Source organism: Saccharopolyspora sp. SCSIO 74807 (assembly GCF_037023755.1).
Lineage (GTDB): Bacteria > Actinomycetota > Actinomycetes > Mycobacteriales > Pseudonocardiaceae > Saccharopolyspora_C > Saccharopolyspora_C galaxeae.
The window spans coordinates 3,469,864-3,488,474 of record NZ_CP146100.1 but is presented as its reverse complement, the minus strand read 5'-3'; the positions used below and the strand labels follow the sequence as shown (position 1 = coordinate 3,488,474).

The window sequence follows — 18,611 nt, the reverse complement described above, 5'->3', positions numbered from 1 at the left end:
TCGGGTCCGGTCGGGCACGGCGGGCCTCGGGCTGGTCGCTCCCGCGGGCGGACCGCAACACGTAAGGTCTGATAGCCGTGGAAGCTGCTTGTCCCGAGTCCGTCGAACCCGACCGCCCCGAGCCCGCGCTGCTCACCGAGCCCGCTGACGGCGTCCCGCCGGTAGTGGAATCACCGGCAGCGCTGGAGACCGCCGCGGCCGCACTGGCCGCGGGGTCCGGTCCGGTCGCGGTGGACACCGAACGCGCGTCCGGCTACCGGTACTCGCAACGCGCCTACCTGGTGCAACTGCGCCGGGAAGGGGCGGGAACCGTACTGGTGGATCCGGTCGCGCTGAACGGTGCCCTGGGGCCGCTGGCTGCGGCCCTGGCGGGCACCGAGTGGGTGCTGCACGCCGCTTCGCAGGACCTGCCGTGCCTGGCCGAGCTGGACCTGCGGCCGGAGCGGTTGTTCGACACCGAACTCGCCGGTCGGCTGGCCGGGTTCGAGCGGGTGTCGCTGGGCGCTCTCGTCGAGCGGATGCTCGGTTTCCGGCTGGAGAAGGGCCACAGCGCCGCGGACTGGTCGCGTCGGCCGCTGCCGCAGGAATGGCTGGTCTACGCGGCGCTGGACGTGGAACTGCTGATCGCGTTGCGCGAGGCGATGCGCGCCGAACTGGAACGCCAGGGAAAGCTGGACTGGGCCTGGCAGGAGTTCGACGCGGTTCGCACCGCGGAACCACCCCGTGCGCGCCCCGAGCCGTGGCGGCGCACCTCCGGGATCCACCGGCTGCGCAATCCCCGCCAACTCGCCGCCGTTCGTGCGCTGTGGGAGGCCCGGGACCGCATCGCGGCCGAGCGCGACATCGCACCCGGCCGGATCCTGCCGGACTCCGCGGTGGTGCAGGCGGCGCAGGCCGACCCGAAGACCGCGGAGGAGCTGACCGCGCTGCCGGTTTACGGCGGCAAGCAGCAACGGCGCCGGGCATCGACCTGGCTGGGCGCGCTGCGCTCGGCCCGCGAACTCACCGGCGCGGAGCTGCCGGTCGCGTCCCCGCCGCAGGACGGCCCGCCGGCACCGAACCGCTGGGCGGACCGCGACCCGGCCGCCGCCGCGCGGCTGTCCGCGGCGCGCTCGGCGATCTCGGAGATCGCCGAGGCGAACGGCTTGCCTGCGGAGAACCTGCTGCTGCCCGATCTGCTGCGGCGGATGTGCTGGACCCCGCCGAAGCAGCTCGACACCGAATCCGTGGCGGCGCACCTGCGCGAACGCGGCGCCCGCGAATGGCAACTCGACCTGACCGCGGCGGCCCTGAGCACCGCGCTGCAGGCGGGCGCCGATCAATGAGCGCGTTGCGCGTGTACGAGTTCCACAGGTGCTCGGCACCGGTCGAGCACACCTGGCGGTAGTGGTTCGATTCTCGGCCGGGCGCGAATTCGACGGCGGCCCGCGCCGATGGCCGCGCTGCGTGCTGACCACGTCTTCCCGTGCAGCGCAGGCACGATGTCACCGCATGTGACCGACCAGACAGCTTCCGGCTCGAAGCGGTGCACGAGCCCGGTGGTTACCGGCGGGTAATGGGCGCTAGGGTGCAGTTACCGGCCAGTAGCGGCCCGCGGGTTCCGGCGATCGCCGCCCGCGACCACGAGCGAAGCCGGGCAACGAGCCAGACAGTCCACAGTGAACAGTGAGGAGCACGCCGTGGCCGCACCCGCGTCGGCGCCAGCCGACTCGCGCAGCGCAGCACGTGCCGTACGGGACGTGGTCTTCGTCGACGGCGTCCGCACGCCGTTCGGCAAGGCAGGCAAGAAGGGCTACTACGCCGAAACCCGCGCCGACGACATGGTCGTCAAGGTCATCCGCGAGCTGCTGCGGCGGCACCCCGAGCTGCCGCCGGAACGCATCGACGAGGTCGCGATCGCCGCGACCACCCAGATCGGCGACCAGGGGCTGACCATCGGCCGCAGCGCCTCGCTGCTGGCCGGGTTGCCGCAGTCGGTGCCCGGCTTCGCCATCGACCGGATGTGCGCCGGGGCGATGACCGCGGTGACCAGCGTCGCGGGCGGCATCGGGTTCGGCGCCTACGACGTGGCCATCGCGGGCGGCGTCGAGCACATGGGCAACCACCCGATGGGCGAGGGCGTGGACCCGAACCCGCGCTACGTCGCGGACAACATCGTGGACCCGTCCGCGCTGGTCATGGGCTCCACCGCGGAGAACGTGCACGACCGCTACCCCAGCCTGACCAAGGAGCGCACCGACGCTTACGCGGCGCTGAGCCAGCAGCGCTACGAGCAGGCCGCGCTGGCGGGCAAGATCTCCGCCGACCTGGTGCCGGTCTCCACCCGCTCCGCCGAGCAGGGCTGGGGCCTGGCCGCCGCGGACGAGCCGCCACGGCCGGGCACCACCGCGGATTCGCTGTCCGGGCTGAAGACGCCGTTCCGCCCGCACGGCCGAGTCACCCCGGGCAACGCCGCCGGCCTCAACGACGGCGCCACCGGCTGCCTGGTCGCCGACGGCGACACCGCCCGCGCGCTGGGCCTGCCGATCGGGATGAAGCTGGTCGGCTACTCCTTCGCCGGGGTCGAGCCCGAGGTGATGGGCGTCGGGCCGGTGCCCGCCACCGAGAAGGCGCTGCAGCGCGCGGGCCTGAGCATCGACGACATCGGCCTGTTCGAGATCAACGAGGCGTTCGCGGTGCAGGTGCTGGCGTTCCTGGAGCACTTCGGCATCGCCGACGACGACGCGCGGGTGAACCCGTGGGGCGGGGCGATCGCCTGCGGCCACCCGCTGGCCTCCTCCGGGGTGCGGCTGATGACGCAGCTGTCCCGGCACTTCGCCGAGCACCCCGAGGTGCGCTACGGCCTGACCACCATGTGCATCGGTTTCGGCATGGGCGGCACGGTCATCTGGGAGAACCCGAACTTCGACACCGCAGGGGGCGCGGAGTGAGCACGCAGACCGACTTCGCAGCGCTGTTCCCGGACGAGGTCGTCACCGAGGCCCGCACGCGGCTGCTGGACGTGCCGGGGCTGCGCGGCAAACTAGCGCTGATCACCATCGACAACGGCCACGACCACACCAAGCCGTCCACGTTCGGCCCTGGCGGGCTGACTTCGCTGAACACCGCGCTGGACGAGGCGTTCGCCGCCGAGCCCGCCGCGATCGCGGTCACCGGCAAGCCGTTCGTGTTCGCCGTGGGCGCGGACCTGTCCGGGATCGGGCAGATCTCCCAGCGCGAGCACGCGCACCAGGTGGCCAAAACCGGGCACGACGTGTTCCGGCGGCTGACCGAGTCGACGATCCCGACCTTCGCGTTCGTCAACGGGGCGACGCTGGGCGGCGGGCTGGAACTCGCGCTGTCCTGCCACTACCGGACCGTGTCCGAGGGCGTCTCGGCGGTCGCGTTCCCGGAGTGCTTCCTCGGGTTGTTCCCCGGCTGGGGCGGCACGCAGCTGCTGCCGAACCTGATCGGCGCCGACTCCGCGGTCAGCGTGATCATCGAGAACTCGCTGAACCAGAACAAGATGCTCGACGCGAAGAAGGCCACCGGCCTGGGCATCTTCGACGAGCTGCTGGGCAGCGCCGACTTCCTGGAGGAGTCGGTGCGCTGGGCGGCGCGCGTCGCGAACGGCGAGCAGACCGTCCAGCGTCCGGAGGTCGACCGCGGCCAGGCGTGGGATGACGCGGTCGAGCGCGCCAAGGGGATCGTGCAGGCCCGCACCCAGGGCGCCTCGCCCGCGGTGACCAGGGCCGTCGAGCTGATCGAGCTGGCCCGCGGCAACGACCTCGACGCCGGCTACGCCGCCGAGACCGAGGCGCTGGCCGACGCGCTGATGTCGGACGAGCTGCGCGCCGGGCTATACTCGTTCGACCTGACCCAGAAGCGCGCCAAGAAACCGGCCGGGGCCCCGGACAAGTCGCTGGCCCGCGAGGTCAACAAGGTCGGCGTGGTCGGCGCCGGACTGATGGCCGGGCAGCTCGCGCTGCTGTTCGTGCGGCGGCTGCAGGTGCCGGTGGTGATCACCGACGTGGACCAGGGGCGCATCGACAAGGGCGTGGCCTACATCCACGGCGAGATCGACAAGCTGGCGGGCAAGGGGCGGTTGTCGCCGGACGCGACCAACCGGCTCAAGGCGCTGGTCACCGGCTCGCTGGACAAGGCGGCGTTCGCCGACGCCGACTTCGTCATCGAAGCGGTCTTCGAGGAGATGTCGGTCAAGCAGAAGGTGTTCGGCGAGCTGGAGCAGCACGTCTCCCCCGAGGCGATCCTGGCCACCAACACCTCCTCGCTGTCGATCAGCGAGATGGCCGCGCAGCTGAACAACCCCGAGCGGGTCGTGGGCTTCCACTTCTTCAACCCGGTCGCGGTGCTGCCGCTGCTGGAGGTCGTGCGCGGCGCCAAGACCGATGACGGCGCGCTGGCCACCGCGTTCTCGGTGAGCAAGCAGCTGAAGAAGTCCAGCGTGCTGGTCTCCGACGCCCCGGCGTTCGTGGTGAACCGGCTGCTGACGCGGTTCATGGGCGAGATCATCGCGACGGTCGACGAAGGCACCCCGTTCGACGTGGCCGATCGCGCGCTGACCCCGCTGGGGCTGCCGATGAGCCCGCTGGTGCTGCTGCAACTGGTCGGCCCGGCGGTGGCGCAGCACGTCAACGAGACGATGCACGCCGCCTACCCGGACCGCTTCGGGCTCAGCGACAACCTGGACCGGTTCGTCAAGGCGGGCAAGACCGCCGTGTGGCAGTCCGACGAAGCGGGCAACCAGGTTCTCGACCCCGAGGTCGCCGAGCTGTGGGTGCAGGGCTCGAACCCGTCCACCGAGGAGCAGGTGCGGGAGCGGGCGCTGCGGGCGCTGGCCGAGGAAGCGCAGCTGATGCTCGACGAGGAGGTCGTCGCCGAGCCGCACGACCTCGACCTGTGCATGATCCTCGGCGCGGGCTGGCCGTTCTGGCTGGGCGGCATCACGCCGTACCTGGACCGCGCTGGGCACGCCGAGCAGGTCAACGGCAAGCGGTTCCTGCCGCGGGGCGTGGCCTCGGTGCCGACCGCCTGATCAGCGGGACCACGCGGGGCCGGGGCGATCCGTTCGCCCCGGCCCTTCGTCGTCCGGAAGTGGATCTCCGAACACGATCTCGTGACTTCTTCATCGGCCCACGACGAGCCATTTCACCGTCCGTGATGTAGGCATCGGACTCGTTCGTGCCTAAGCTTGGACTGTCACGATGGCCGCGTCCCGGACGAAACGAGGTGATGACCAGTGGTCGCGCTGGTGCAGCACGAACTCGGACCTTTCACGGTCGAGGACTGGCGTGTGCTGCCCCCTCGCGAAGACGGTTCGCGCCTGGAACTGATCGAGGGCTACTGGCTCGTGACACCCGCCCCCACCGGGCAGCACCAGTTCGCGGAAAAGCGCATCCTCAACGCGTTCGATGCGGCGATCGCTGCCGCGGAGAGATCGGACCTGACCGCGCTGAGCGGCATCGGAGTGGAAGTCAGCACGCCCTACCGCACCGCCATCAACCCGGACTTCGCGGTGCTCGGCGTAGCGCCGATCGGCACGAAGTTCGCCGCCTCGGATGTGCTGCTCGTTGGCGAGATCTGGTCCCCCGGCAACACGTCCATCGAGCAACGTGGCAAGTTCGACGGCTGCGAGCGCAAGAAGATCCCGTTCTTCTGGAGCATCGCCCAGGACGAGATCGGGCCGACCGAGCTGGTCACCTACCGATTGATCGGGCGTCGCTACGAGCTGGAGGACCACATCAAGCTCGGCGACGGTCCCCAGACGATGACGGCTGGTCCGGTACCCGTCGAGCTCGACCTCGCGCATTTGCGGTATCCGCGGCGGTAGCTCTCCCGATCAACACCGGCGCCGTTCAGGCCTCAGAAGCGCTCATGTCCGTCAGCGTAGTTCGGCCCGCACCACCTTTTCGCCTACTGGCGAGGTGGAAAGGAGACGGTGATGGCGAGGCCGCCGGTGTTGACAGGACTGGCGTGCAGGTGACCTTCGTGGGCGGTGACGGCGGCTCGGACGATGGACAGGCCGAGCCCGGCCCCGGTGCGGGCGGTTCGCTGAATTCCGGCGCGGCGGAACGGATCGAACAGGGCGTCGACCTGATCCGCGTCGATCACCGGCCCGGAGGAAGCGACCCGGAGCGTTCCCTCCCCGGTGCTGACCTCGACCCAGCCGCCGTCGACGTTGTGCCGCACCGCGTTCTCCAGCAGGTTGCCCGCCACCCGCTCCAGCAGTGCCGGATCACCCTGCACCAGCGACCGCCCGGCCGTGCGGGTCAGCTGCAGCGAGCGGGCCGCTGCCTCGTCGCGCACGCCGTTCCAGGCGCGGGTGACCACCTCGTCCAAGTCCACCGGCTCGCGGGTGGCGAGCTCGGCCCCCTCCGTGCGGGCGAGCAGCAGCAGCGCCTCGACCAAGCGTTCCGCGCGGGTGGTGGCCTCGCGCACCACGGTCGCCATCCGGCGCAGCTCCGCGGCGTCCGCGTCCGGGTCGGACAGCGTCACGTCCAGCTCGGTGCGCAGCACCGACAGCGGAGTGCGCAGCTCGTGGCTGGCGTTGGCGACGAACCGCCGCTGCGAATCGAACGCGGCCTGCAACCGGTCCAGCATCGCGTCGAAGGTGTCCGCCAGCTCGGCCACCTCGTCGCGCGGACCGGTCAGCTCGATCCGCTCGTCCAGCGACTCCGCGGACAGCCGCCGCGCCGAGCCGGTGACCTCTTGCAACGGCCGCAGCACGCGTCCGGTGACGGTCCACGCCAGCACCGCGGCCGCCGCGACCACCGCGACGAACGCGATCCCGCCGATGGTCAGCACCTGATCCCGTGCGGCGCTGCGCAACGCGGCGCCCAGGTTCTCCGCGGGCACCTCCGCCCCGGCCACCCGCACCCGGCTGCCCGGTGGCAAGCGCGGAACCGCGGCGACGACGTTGCCCGCCAGCATCCATCCCAGCCACAGCAGCAATCCGCTCACCGCGGCGACCAGCCCGGTCGCCAGCAGCGTCAACCGCACCCGCAGGCCGGGACCGCGGCGGATCAGCGGGCGCCCGGCGCTCACTCGTTGCCCGGCGCTCACTCGTTGCCCGGCGCTCACTCGTACTCGGTGCGGGCCGCCGTGGGCACCTGGTAGCCGGAGCCGACGACGGTTTCGATCACGCCGGGCTCGCCGAGCTTCTTGCGCAACGTCATCACCGTGACCCGCACCGTGGTGGTGAACGGGTCGGCGTTCTCGTCCCACACCCGCTCCAGCAGCTCCTCGGAACTGACCACGGCGCCGCCCGCAGCGAGCAGCACTTCCAGGACCCCGAACTCCTTGCGCGTCAGGTCGACCTCGGCGCCGTCGCGGGAGACCACCCGCCGCGCCGGGTCCAGCGACAGCTCCCGTGCGGTCAGCAGCGGCGGGACGGCCGGTGTGGCCCGCCTGCCCAGCGCGCGCACCCGCGCGGTCAACTCCGGGAACGCGAACGGTTTGGCCAAGTAGTCGTCGGCACCGAGCGACAGCCCGTCCACCCGGTCCTGCACCGCGGCGCTGGCCGTCAGCATGAGCACGCGGGTCAGCTCGCCGGAAGCCACCACCTCGCGGCACAACTGGTCCCCGGACAGCACCGGCAGGTCCCGGTCCAGCACGATCACGTCGTAGCGGGTGATCGCGGCCTTCTCCTGGCCGTCGGCGCCGTCGTAGGCGACGTCCACGGCCATGCCCTCCCGGCGCAGCCCGCGAGCGACGGCGTCCGCCAGCGGCTGCTCGTCCTCCACGACAAGGATTCGCACCTGTTCACCGTGCCACAGCCGTGCCGGTCCGGATCAGCGCCCGGCGGGCGCTCGGCGGACACTCCGGATTCGCGTATCGCCGCGGAGCAGGTTCGCGGGTCGGGCCAGGACACGCGGGTGTGGACGCAGACCGCGCAACAGACGGGATCTACGGTTTGCGGCCCACGGCGCAGCGGGAGAAGTGCTCCGCAGCGGGCTCCGCGCCGTCGGGTCGCCACTGGTGGCAGGGCACCAGCCCGGGATCGACGAGGTCCAGGCCGCGGAAGTAGTCCGCCACCACCTCCGGACTGCGCAGGAGGTACTGCGGCGCACCGGTCGCGGCGTACTCCGCGGCCGCTCGCGCTGCCTCGGGGTCGGTGTCGAGCGTCTCGTGAACGGCGAGGTAGCTGCCGGAGGCGAGGCCGCCGACCAGGCCGTGCACCACCCGCAGCACTTGTTCATCGTCGCCCGCGTGCCCGAGCACGCCCATCAGCATGAGCCCGACCGGGCGGTTCAGATCGAAGGACTCCGCGACGCGAAGCAGGGTCGACCGCGGATCGCACATGTCGGCGTCGAGGACGGCGTGCCGCGGCTGCTCGCCGAGCAGCTCCTGGTAGCGCTGCCGGACCTGCGGGTCGACGTCGACGTAGCCGACCCGGGCGTGCCGGCTGATCCGTTCGGCGATCTCGTGCGTCGGGTTCGCCGTCGGCAGGCCGGGGCCGACGTCCAGCACCTGGTCGACACCGGCCTCGCCGACGAGGAAGCGCACGGAGCGGGTGATGAACGCCCGGCTGGAGCGGGCCACGTCGACCACGCCGGGAAACGCCAGCCGCCCCCGCTCGCCCGCTTCGCGGCCGGCCGAGCCGTGTTCCGAACCGCCCTGCCAGTAGTTCCACACCTGCGCGGACGTCGGGACGTCGGCACCGGACCGGTCATCGGAATCCGTTCGCCCGCCGCCCATCTCGCCTCCCGCACCGTGGGACCGCTGGGCTCGATGCTGCCGCACCGAGGCGGGGAAACCAACGTCCATCCGAACGAACGACGTGGTGTCCCCACCTCAACGCGGAGACGGGTCGCGTGCTGGGCGGGACCGCGGGTCGCGGTGCTGCCGCGGCCGTCCGGGAACCACCGCCCGGGAAGATCAGCGGTCAGGCCTCGCGGCTGAGCGTGTCGCCGATGGACTCGCGCTGCGCGGCACGCAACCGGTCGGCGACCCACTCGGTGATCTGCCGGGCCACCTGCTGCTCGGTCAGGCCGAGTTCGGCGAGCACCTCCTCGCGCGAGGCGTGCTCCGGGAATTCGTTCGGCACCGCCAGGTCCCGCAACGGCACGTCGATCCCCGCGTCCCGCAGCGCCGCCGCCAGCGACCAGCCGAAGCCGCCGTGCCTGCCGCAGTCCTCCAGCGTGACCACCAGCTCGTGCTCGCCGACCATGGTCACGACCTGCTCCGGCACCGGCAGCACCCAGCGCGGGTCCACGACGGTGACGCCGATGCCCTGCGCGGACAGCCGCCGGGCCGCGGCGACCGCCGCCTCGCCGAACGCGCCGACCACGGCCAGCAGCACATCGCTGCGCTCACCGCGATCAGGCCGGTGCAGCACGTCCACACCGCCGACCCGCTCCACGGCGGGGACCTCTTCGATGACCGAGCCCTTCGAGAACCGCACCACCGTGGGCCCGTCGTCGACGGCCACGGCCTCCCGCAGTTCCTCCCGCAACGTGACCGCGTCGCGCGGCGCGGCCACCCGGATGCCGGGGATCACGCCGAGGATCGACAGGTCCCACATGCCGTTGTGGCTCGGACCGTCGTCACCGGTGATCCCGGAGCGGTCCAAGGTCACCGTGACCGGCTGCCGGTGCAGCGCCACGTCCAGCAGCAGCTGGTCGAAGGCCCGGTTCAGGAACGTCGAGTACACCGCGAACACCGGGTGCAGCCCGCCCATCGCCATGCCCGCGGCCGAGGTCATCGCGTGCTGCTCGGCGATGCCCACGTCGAAGCAGCGCTCCGGGTACGCCTTGGCGAACTTGTCCAGTCCGGTCGGCCCGAGCATCGCCGCGGTCAGCGCCACCACGTCGGAGCGTTCGGCGCCGATGCGCACCAGCTCGTCGGAGTAGACGTTCGTCCAGCTCGTCGGCGCGGGCTTGGTGGGCGCCCCGGTCTCCGGATCGATCACCTTGACCTGGTGCATCTGGTCGGCCTCGTGGTTCTCGGCGGGCGCGAAACCGTTGCCCTTGCGGGTCACCGCGTGCACGATCACCGGGCCGCCGAACGAGCGGGCCATCTGCAGCGCCTGCTCCATGGCGCGCATGTCGTGCCCGTCGACCGGACCGAGGTATTTGATGCCGAGGTCGGAGAACATCACCTGCGGGCTGAAGGCGTCCTTGAGCCCGGACTTCGCCGCGTGCAGCCCGGTGTAGAGCGGGCGCCCCACCACCGGCAGGTTGCGCAGCGTGCGCCTGCCGCTTTCCAGCGCCTTCTCGTAGCCGGGGTTGAGCCGCAGCGCCGCCAGGTGCTCGGCCAGCCCGCCGATCGTCGGGGCGTAGGACCGGCCGTTGTCGTTGACCACGATCACCAGCGGGCGTTCCTGGTCGGCGGCGATGTTGTTCAGCGCCTCCCAGCACATCCCGCCGGTCAGCGCGCCGTCGCCGACGACCGCGACGGCGTGCCTGCCGCCGCCGGTGAGCTGGAACGAGCGCGCCAGCCCGTCGGCGTAGGACAACGAGGTGGAGGCGTGCGAGTTCTCCACCAGGTCGTGCTCGCTCTCCGCCCGCGACGGGTAGGGCGCCAGCCCGTCCTTCTTGCGCAGCCGGTCGAAGCCCTGCTGCCGGCCGGTGACCATCTTGTGCACGTAGGACTGGTGCCCGGTGTCGAACACGAGCGCGTCCCGCGGCGAGTCGAAAACCCGGTGCAGCGACAGCGTCAGCTCCACCGCGCCGAGGTTGGGGCCGAGGTGGCCGCCGGTGCGGGAGACCTTCTCGACCAGGAACGACCGGATCTCGGCGGCCAGCTCCACCAGCTCACCGTGCTCGAGTCGTTTCAGGTCGGCCGGACCTTGCACGGATTCCAGCAGCGTCACCGCTCCACCTCGCTCGTCATCCAGCAATGCTTGTGCTCAACCCGGTTCGCACGGGTTCCGGGAGTGCTCTCCGCCGCAGGCGGCCCCGACCAGTCTACGGAGCGCGGCCACCCGCCCCGGACAAGGTACGCAGGTCTGCGCCCGCTCCGGATCACCGGTCCGCGGGAATCCGGCAACGCGTGAACACGCTGCACAGGTAACGGAAACGGCCCCGAACGCCGCGGATTCGCAGGTACATCCCTCGGACGGGTGGACCGACTACCACACTTTCCGGGCAGCTCGATCACGCTTCTCGCGACCGGCCGGGCGCCACGGGTTCGAGCAGCGCGATGCACTCCACGTGGTGCGTCATCGGGAAGGCGTCGAACGCCTCGAGCTCAGCGAGCCGGTATCCGTGCTCGGCGAACAGGCCGACGTCGCGCGCCAGGGCAGCCGGGTCGCAGGCCACGTGCACCACTCGCGCCGGCCGCCGCGCGCACACGGCCTCGACCACCGCCCGGCCCGCGCCCTTGCGCGGCGGGTCGAGCACTGCCACGTCCGGCCGCGGCAAGGATTCGTCGGCGAGCACGTCCTCGACCGCTCCGGCCCGGAACGACACCTGCGGAAGGTCCCGCAGGTTCGCGACCGCGTCCTCGGTGGCGCGGCGGGAGGACTCGACCACGAGCACCGAACCGGCCGGTCCGGTCTGCTCGGCCAGCACCGCGGCGAACAAGCCGACTCCGCCGTAGAGATCCCAGGCCACACCACCGCCGGGCACCGCAGCCATCCGGCGGACCGTCTCGGCGAAGGTGTCCGCTGCGGCCGGGTGCACCTGCCAGAAGCCGTCCGCGGCGAGTTCCCAGTTCCGCCCGGCGGCCTGCTCGCGCGCCACGCCCGATCCCTCGACCTGCGTGGAGATCACCGCGCCGCGCTTGCCCCTGCGGCGCTGCGGCGCCTTCTCCCGCTGCGCGACGTGCACTTCGCCCTGCCCGTCGGCCACGACCTCGAGCTCCGCGCCGCTCGGCCACTCCCGGTCGGTGACGCCGTCCAGCGCGCCCGGCACCGTGATCGGGCAGTCCGCGACCGGCAGCACCCGGTGGCTGCGGTGCGGATGGAAACCGGGACGCCCCACCCGGTCCACCGCCAGCCGGACGCGGGTGCGCCAGCGCAGCGGACCGCCCGGCAGTTCCCGGACCACGACCTCGCGATCCAGACCGGCGATGCGCTGCAGCTGCTCGCGGACCACCGCCGCCTTCAGCTCGCGCTGCGTGACCGGATCCGCGTGCTGCCAGTCGCAGCCGCCGCAGCGGTCCCGGCCCCGCGACATGTCCGCCAGCGGGCAGGGCGGCTGCACCCGGCCCTCGGCCGCGGTGAACACCTCCACCGCGTCGGCCCGGCAGAACCCCTTGCCGGGGTCCTCGGTGACCTCCGCCAGCACCACCTCACCGGGTAGCGCGTGCCGCACGAACACCACCCGGCCTTCGTGGCGGGCCACGCAGTGCCCGCCGTGGGCGACCGGTCCCACGTCGAGTTTCAGACGCTTGCCGGTCCAGTCGAGTTTGCCGGTCACCGGCGTTCGTTCCCCTTCGTCTCACCCAGGCCGCGCCGCAGCGCGCCCGGCATCACCCGTTGCTTGGCGCGCTGCTTGGCCCGCGTCGACGACGCGAGCTGCCACGGCACGCTGGTCACCATCACGCCCGGCTCGAACAGCAACCGGCCCTTGAGCCGCAGCGCGCTCTGGTTGTGCAGCAGCTGCTCCCACCAGTGTCCGACGACGTACTCCGGGATGAACACGGTGACCACGTCGCGGGGGCTGTTGCGGCGGATCCGCTTGACGTATTCGATCAGCGGCCGGGTCACCTCGCGGTACGGCGACTCGATGACCTTCAACGGCACCGGCAGGTCCTTCGACTCCCAGGCGGAGGTGAGTTCCCTGGTGCCCGCGTCGTCCACGTTGACCGTGATCGCCTCCAGCGTGTCCGGGCGGGTCGCCCGCGCGTAGGCCAACGCGCGCAGCGTCGGCAGGTGCACCTGGGACACCAGCACCAGCGCGTAGTTCCGCGACGGCAGCACGGCCGGCTCGTCGTACTGGGCCAGCTCCTCCTGCACCGAGTCGTAGTGCCGCCGGATCGCGGTCATCAGCAGGTAGATCGCCGCCATCGCCGCCAGTGCGATCCACGCGCCCTTGGCCAGCTTCGTGGCCAGCACGATCACCAGCACCGAGCCGGTCATCACCAGCCCGAAGGCGTTGATCGCCTGCGAGCGGCGCATCCGCCGCCGCTGCGAGACGTCCTTCTCCGTGCGCAGCAACCGGTTCCAGTGCCGCACCATCCCGGTCTGGCTCACCGTGAACGACACGAACACGCCCACCACGTAGAGCTGCACGAGCTGGGTGACCTCGGCGTCGAAGGCCATCACCAGCACCGCCGCGAACACCGCCAGGAACACGATGCCGTTGGAGAACGCCAGCCGGTCGCCGCGGGTGTGGAACTGCCGCGGCAGGTAGCGGTCCTGCGCCAGGATCGACCCCAGCACGGGGAAGCCGTTGAACGCGGTGTTCGCCGCCAGCACCAGGATGATCGCGGTGCAGGCGGTGACGTAGTAGACGCCGGGCGGGAAGACGTTGAACACCGCGGCGGCGATCTGGGCGATCATCGTCTGCTGCACGTAGCCGGGCGGTGCGCCGATGATCTGGTGCACCGGGTCCTCCGCGATGCGCACCCCGGTGTACTGCGCCAGGGAGATCAGCCCCATCAGCATGATGACCGAGATCGCGCCCATCATCAGCAGCGTCGTCGCCGCGTTCCGGGACTTCGGCTTGCGGAACGCGGGCACCCCGTTGCTGATCGCTTCCACGCCGGTCAGCGCCGCGGCACCCTGCGAGAACGCCCGCATCACCAGGAACACGAACGCCAGCCCGGCCACCTGCGTCTCGTCCGGGGCGATCTGCACCGAAGCGCTCTCGGCGCGCATCTCGTGGCCGAGCACGAGCGCGCGGAACAGCCCGAACGCGATCATGCCGAGCACGCCGAGCAGGAAGGCGTACACCGGCACCGCCAGGAATCCCCCGGACTCGCGCAGCCCGCGCAGGTTGATCGCGGTCAGCACGACGATCGCGGCCACCGCGAACCACACCTTGTGCGTGCCCACGAACGGGATCAGCGCACCGATGTTCGCGGCCGCCGACGAGATCGACACGGCGACCGTGAGCACGTAGTCCACCAGCAGCGCGCTGCCCACCGTCAATCCCGCGCGCCGCCCCAGGTTCTTGGTGGCGACCTCGTAGTCCCCGCCACCGGACGGGTAGGCGCGCACGTTCTGCCGGTAGCTGGCCACCACGGTGAGCATCACCAGCGCGACCAGCGCACCCAACCACGGCGTCAGCGCGTAGGCCGACAGTCCCGCCACCGACAGCACCAGGAACAGTTCCTCCGGCGCGTAGGCCACCGACGACATCGCGTCGGAGGCGAACACCGGCAGCGCCAGCCGCTTGGGCAGCAGCGTGTGCGACAACCGGTCGCTGCGGAACGGTTGCCCCACCAGCAGGCGTTTCGTCGCGGTCGCGAGCTTGAACACGGCCATGAGCGTAAGCGCTCGCTTTTCGCACGTTGCCGCGCCCGTGCGCCCGCGGGCGCGGCCCCGGCACCACCGCGGCGTGCGCTCGGATACGGTGCATCCGCCGAAAGCGGCGGTCCCGGCCGCGGCGTGCGCGGGACACCGCGCCCTTTCCTGCCGGGGTACCGTCACGCAGGCGCGACGCGGCGGCACGTCGTGCCGCACGAGCAGGACAAGGAGACAGGCCGTGCACGTCGTGATCCTGGGCTGCGGCCGGGTCGGGTCTTCCCTGGCCACGGCCCTGCAGCGGCTCGACCACACCGTCGCGGTGGTGGACAAGGACGACCAGTCGTTCCACCGGCTGGGCAAGGACTTCACCGGCTTGCAGGTCACCGGCAACGGTTTCGACCGGGACGTGCTGATCGAGGCGGGCATCGAGGGGGCGGCGGCATTCGCCGCGGTCTCCAACGGCGACAACTCCAACATCGTGGCCGCCCGGGTGGCGCGGGAGACCTTCGGCGTGGAGCACGTCGTGGCCCGCATCTACGACCCCAAGCGCGCCGAGGTCTACCAGCGCCTGGGCATCCCCACCGTGGCCACCGTGCCGTGGACCACCGACCGGTTCCTGCGGATGCTGCTGCCGGAGGGCGTGGCCACGGCGTGGCGCGAACCGTCCGGCACGGTCGCGGTGCTGCAACTACCGCTGCACGAAGACTGGGTGGGCCACCGGATCCCGGAGCTGGAGAACACCATCGGCGCTCGCGTGGCATTCGTCATGCGCTTCGGCAACGGCGTGCTGCCGGAGCCGCGCACGGTCATCCAGGCCGACGACACGATCTACGTCGCGGCGCTGTCCGGGACCGTCACCGACGTCACCGCCGCCGCACTGCGCGCACCCGACGAGGAGGGCCACTGATGCGCATCGCGATCGCAGGCGCGGGCGCGGTCGGCCAGTCCATCGCCCGCGAGCTGCTCGAAGGCGACCACCGGGTGATGCTGCTCGAACGCAGCTCCCGCAACTACCTGCCGCGGGACATCCCGGACGCGGAGTGGGTGCTCGCCGACGCCTGCGAACTGGCCTCGCTGGAGGAGTCCGGGCTGCAGTCCTGCGACGTGGTCATCGCCGCCACCGGCGACGACAAGGTCAACCTCGTGGTCTCGCTGCTGGCCAAGACCGAGTTCGCGGTCCGCCGCGTGGTCGCCCGGGTCAACGACCCGCGCAACGAGTGGCTGTTCACCGAGGCCTGGGGCGTGGACGTCGCGGTTTCCACGCCGCGGATGCTCGCGGCGATGGTCGAGGAAGCGGTCAACGTCGGTGACCTGGTGCGGCTGATGACCCTGCGGCAGGGCCAGGCGAACCTGGTGGAGATCACGCTGCCGGACAGCACGCCGCTGGCAGGCCGCCGCGTGCGGGACCTGGCACTGCCCTCGGACGCCGCGCTGGTGACGATCCTCCGCGGCGGGCGGGTGATCGTCCCGCAGCCGGACGACCCGGTGGAAGCCGGGGACGAGATGCTGTTCGTGGCAACCGCGGACGTGGAGCACAAGATCCGGGACGCGGTGCACGTCGGCGAGGGCTTGCAGAACTGACCGCACCGCGATCGTGACGACGGCGTCGCCGCGCGCCCACGACCGCGGAACTCAGGTCGTGCGGGTCATCATCCCGGCGATCACTGCGCCGCGCCGGAACCGCCCGTCTCAGGCGCGATCGAGCCACCCGCGTAGCGCGCGTACGCAGCCCGGTCGGCGGCCGCCTCCTGCTCGGCCACTTCCTGCGCGACCTTGCCCGCGCGGCGCACCGCCCACACCGTCACGATCAGCGCCAGTCCGGTCAGCGGATAGCCCATCGCGATCCGGGCGAACGCCAGCCATCCCGTCGCGTCCTCGTTGTAGAGCCACTGCTGGACGATGTACTTCGCGCCGAACACCACGACCCACGCCATCGTCGCCAGGTCGTAGCCCGTCATCGCCCGCCGCTGGTTGCGCCAATCCATGCCGAGCCCGTTGAGCAGCGACCACGCCACCCCGACCAGCGGCCAGCGCACCAGCACCGACACCAGGAACGCGCCGCCGTAGACCAGGCTCGTGTAGATCCCGAGCAGGAAGAAGCCCTTGGCATCACCGGAGCGGTAAGCGATGTAGGAGCACACCGCGACCCCGAGCAGACCGGAGATCGCCGGCTGCAGCGGCTCCCTGCGCACCAGGCGGTACACCGCGATGGCCACCGCCACCCCGATCGCCGACCAGATCGCGGGCATCAGCCCGGTCAACGCGTTGACCACGACGAACACCACGATGGGCACCGCCGAGTAGGCGAGGCCGGCGACCCCGCCCATCTGCTCCAGCAAGGTCTGCTCCGGCGCGGCCGTCCCGCCCGCGGACGCCGTGCCGGATGCTTCCGGGGCGGATTCGGGCGTGGCGGGCCGTGCGTCCGGGTCCGGGATGTCGCGTTCGCTCATGCGGTGTTCTGCAACTCGTAGTAGGGGTTGTAAAGCACTTTGCGGCCGTCGCGGACCGCGATGCGGCCGCGGGCCTTGATGGTGCGGCCGGGTTCGATGCCGGTGATCCGGCGGCGGCCGAGCCAGACGAGCGTGACGCCCTCGGTGCCGTCGAAGAGTTCGGCCTCCAGCGTCGGAGCCGAAGCCTTCGGCGACATGTCGACGCTGCGCAGCCTGCCCAGCACCACGGCTTCCTGCCCGCACTCGCAGTCGCAGGCCCGCTGGGCCCCGCTCGCCTGCGAGCGCTCCGAGAGGTCGTCGGCGTCGAGCTCGGCGACATCGCTGGTCAACCGGCGTACGAGGCGGCGCCAGTAGCCGCCCCCGGTGTTGCTCATCGCTAGCGCTCCCGTGCGCCTGGGCACTCGACTTCGAAGGGTTGGATCTTGCCGGGCCGGTCCGGGTCCGCGCGGAACCCGCCACCGATCCGCGAATCGTTCGGCGGGCACCGGTTTCGCCGGGGGTTCCGCCGGGCTGCGCCCGAACACCAGCGTAGCCCGCGCGCGGCGGCCGGTCGCCACCCTGGCGGCATTTGGAAATTGATCACTCGATCGAGATCCCCACCGGCGCTCGCAACGAGCGCGCGGAGCTCCGCCAGGAGCTTCCGACCGTGACCGATCAGGCCTCTTGCTGGCCGCCCTGGGCCTGCTGGATGTGCCGCGCGATGCTGTCCGGCAGCTCGATCGGCAGCGGCGTGCGCACCGGCAACGGGTCCTCACCGCGAACGACGACGGTGTCGTCGAGCACCGAGTACAGCAGCTTCGTGCACGCTTCGGCGTGCTCGGCGGGCCCGGCGGCGACGCCCCGCACCATCCAGCGCGGACCGTCCACCCCGACGAACCGCAGCACGGCCTGCTGCGAGTCGGCGATCAGCTCCGGTCCCCACTCGCCGTCCTGCTGCCCGACCTTCGCGCCGTCCTTGCGCAACTGGTCGGCCAGTTCCATGCGGACCTCGGGCCAGAGCCCGGCGCTGCGCGGTGCGGCGAACGCGCTCACCGTCAACCGGCCCACCTGGGTCACCAGGTGCACCGCGCGCACCGGCCCGGTGGGGTCGACTTCGACCTGCAGCTGACTGCCCTCCGGCACCGGTAGCCGGACCGATCCCAGGTCGAGCCGCTGCACCGAATCGGAATCCGGCAGTTCGGTGAGGTCGTACGGCCCGATGCCCGACTCAGCACCGGCACCGAACTCGTACCCGTCGGCTTCCCCGGGCTGCGCGGCGTCCTCGGCCTGCGGGCCTCGCCCGCGGCGGCCCAATCCGAACATCCCCTCAGACCTCCGTCCTGTGTTCGGCCCCTGCCGGGGCCGTCAGCACCTCGTGGCCACCGGTGGACCCGTGGCCACCGGCACCCCGCTGCGACTCGGGCAGCTCGTCGACCTCCTCGAACACCGCGTGCTCCACGCGCTGCACGACGAGTTGCGCGATGCGGTCGCCGCGGCGCAGCGACAGCGGCTCCGCGCGGTCATGATTGATCAGGCATACCCGGATCTCACCCCGGTATCCCGCATCCACCGTCCCCGGCGCGTTCACCACGCCGAGACCGGCCCGCGCGGCGAGCCCGGAGCGCGGATGCACGAAACCGGCGTAGCCCTCCGGCAGCGCCAGCGCGACACCGGTGCCGACGAGCGCGCGCTCACCGGGCTGCAGCAGCACGTCGCTGGTCGTCACCAGATCCGCCCCGGCATCACCGGAGCGGGCGTAGGACGGCGGCGGGAGATCGGGGTCGAGACGGGTCAACAGGACCTTCACGTTCGGCACGGGCCGCGAG

16 protein-coding genes are annotated in these 18,611 nt (G+C 71.7%); 6 read left to right on the top strand and 10 right to left on the bottom strand.

All coding sequences use genetic code 11. The features are described 5' to 3' along the window. The first annotated feature begins 71 nt into the window (after positions 1 to 71). The 4 genes from V1457_RS16045 to V1457_RS16030 all read left to right on the top strand — a co-directional run bounded on the left by V1457_RS16045 (position 72) and on the right by V1457_RS16030 (position 5,830). The gene (locus V1457_RS16045; protein ID WP_338605003.1) at positions 72 to 1,325 is read left to right on the top strand and encodes a ribonuclease D; all 1,254 of its coding nucleotides are present in this window, start codon (positions 72 to 74) and stop codon (positions 1,323 to 1,325) included. Positions 1,326 to 1,679: 354 nt separating this feature from the next. After that, on the top strand, positions 1,680 to 2,930 hold the full coding sequence (locus tag V1457_RS16040; RefSeq protein WP_338595335.1) for a thiolase family protein: 1,251 nt from the start codon (positions 1,680 to 1,682) through the stop codon (positions 2,928 to 2,930). Continuing rightward, a complete protein-coding gene (locus V1457_RS16035) occupies positions 2,927 to 5,035 on the top strand; it encodes a 3-hydroxyacyl-CoA dehydrogenase NAD-binding domain-containing protein (RefSeq protein ID WP_338595334.1) in 2,109 nt (702 codons plus the stop codon). Before V1457_RS16040 ends, V1457_RS16035 begins: the two co-directional genes overlap by 4 nt. Before the next feature lie 204 nt (positions 5,036 to 5,239). Further along, positions 5,240 to 5,830 (top strand): Uma2 family endonuclease, encoded by a 591-nt coding sequence (locus V1457_RS16030; protein ID WP_307850135.1) that lies wholly within the window; start codon positions 5,240 to 5,242, stop codon positions 5,828 to 5,830. 83 nt (positions 5,831 to 5,913) lie between these two features. On the opposite strand, the gene V1457_RS16025 is transcribed toward V1457_RS16030, so the two are convergent. From V1457_RS16025 to V1457_RS16000, 6 genes are all read right to left on the bottom strand, one after another. Next, entirely contained in the window at positions 5,914 to 7,026 is a 1,113-nt protein-coding gene (locus tag V1457_RS16025; protein ID WP_233627821.1) for a HAMP domain-containing sensor histidine kinase, read from the bottom strand. A 50-nt stretch (positions 7,027 to 7,076) separates the two neighbouring features. Further along, positions 7,077 to 7,757: a response regulator transcription factor gene (locus V1457_RS16020; protein ID WP_200071297.1), complete on the bottom strand. Its 681-nt coding sequence runs from the start codon at positions 7,755 to 7,757 to the stop codon at positions 7,077 to 7,079. Between the two features lie 148 nt (positions 7,758 to 7,905). Further along, a complete protein-coding gene (locus V1457_RS16015) occupies positions 7,906 to 8,697 on the bottom strand; it encodes an SAM-dependent methyltransferase (protein WP_338595333.1) in 792 nt (263 codons plus the stop codon). Between the two features lie 187 nt (positions 8,698 to 8,884). Next, complete coding sequence (gene dxs / locus V1457_RS16010; RefSeq protein WP_200071295.1) at positions 8,885 to 10,813, bottom strand: 1-deoxy-D-xylulose-5-phosphate synthase; 1,929 nt, start codon at positions 10,811 to 10,813, stop codon at positions 8,885 to 8,887. Between the two features lie 283 nt (positions 10,814 to 11,096). Next, on the bottom strand, positions 11,097 to 12,362 hold the full coding sequence (locus V1457_RS16005) for a TRAM domain-containing protein (RefSeq protein ID WP_338595332.1): 1,266 nt from the start codon (positions 12,360 to 12,362) through the stop codon (positions 11,097 to 11,099). Next, positions 12,359 to 14,368: an APC family permease gene (locus V1457_RS16000; protein ID WP_200071293.1), complete on the bottom strand. Its 2,010-nt coding sequence runs from the start codon at positions 14,366 to 14,368 to the stop codon at positions 12,359 to 12,361. The genes V1457_RS16005 and V1457_RS16000 overlap by 4 nt, the downstream gene beginning before the upstream one ends. A 226-nt stretch (positions 14,369 to 14,594) precedes the next feature. Here V1457_RS16000 and V1457_RS15995 point away from each other — a divergent pair, with 226 nt between their 5' ends. Further along, positions 14,595 to 15,263: a TrkA family potassium uptake protein gene (locus tag V1457_RS15995; RefSeq protein ID WP_200071292.1), complete on the top strand. Its 669-nt coding sequence runs from the start codon at positions 14,595 to 14,597 to the stop codon at positions 15,261 to 15,263. Continuing rightward, on the top strand, positions 15,263 to 15,937 hold the full coding sequence (locus V1457_RS15990; RefSeq protein WP_200071291.1) for a TrkA family potassium uptake protein: 675 nt from the start codon (positions 15,263 to 15,265) through the stop codon (positions 15,935 to 15,937). The genes V1457_RS15995 and V1457_RS15990 overlap by 1 nt, the downstream gene beginning before the upstream one ends. A gap of 80 nt (positions 15,938 to 16,017) precedes the next feature. Here the strand turns inward: V1457_RS15990 and V1457_RS15985 are convergent, their stop codons facing one another. From V1457_RS15985 to dut, 4 genes are all read right to left on the bottom strand, one after another. Beyond that, positions 16,018 to 16,806, bottom strand: coding sequence for a DUF3159 domain-containing protein (locus V1457_RS15985; RefSeq protein WP_338595331.1), 789 nt, complete (start codon positions 16,804 to 16,806; stop codon positions 16,018 to 16,020). Continuing rightward, positions 16,803 to 17,180: an OB-fold nucleic acid binding domain-containing protein gene (locus V1457_RS15980; protein ID WP_200071289.1), complete on the bottom strand. Its 378-nt coding sequence runs from the start codon at positions 17,178 to 17,180 to the stop codon at positions 16,803 to 16,805. The genes V1457_RS15985 and V1457_RS15980 overlap by 4 nt, the downstream gene beginning before the upstream one ends. 280 nt (positions 17,181 to 17,460) lie before the next feature. Beyond that, positions 17,461 to 18,108 carry a DUF3710 domain-containing protein gene (locus V1457_RS15975; RefSeq protein ID WP_200071288.1) on the bottom strand — a complete coding sequence of 216 codons (648 nt, stop codon included), beginning with the start codon at positions 18,106 to 18,108 and terminating at the stop codon, positions 17,461 to 17,463. A gap of 4 nt (positions 18,109 to 18,112) precedes the next feature. After that, a complete protein-coding gene (gene dut, locus V1457_RS15970; RefSeq protein WP_200071287.1) occupies positions 18,113 to 18,601 on the bottom strand; it encodes a dUTP diphosphatase in 489 nt (162 codons plus the stop codon). Between the last annotated feature and the right edge of the window lie 10 nt (positions 18,602 to 18,611).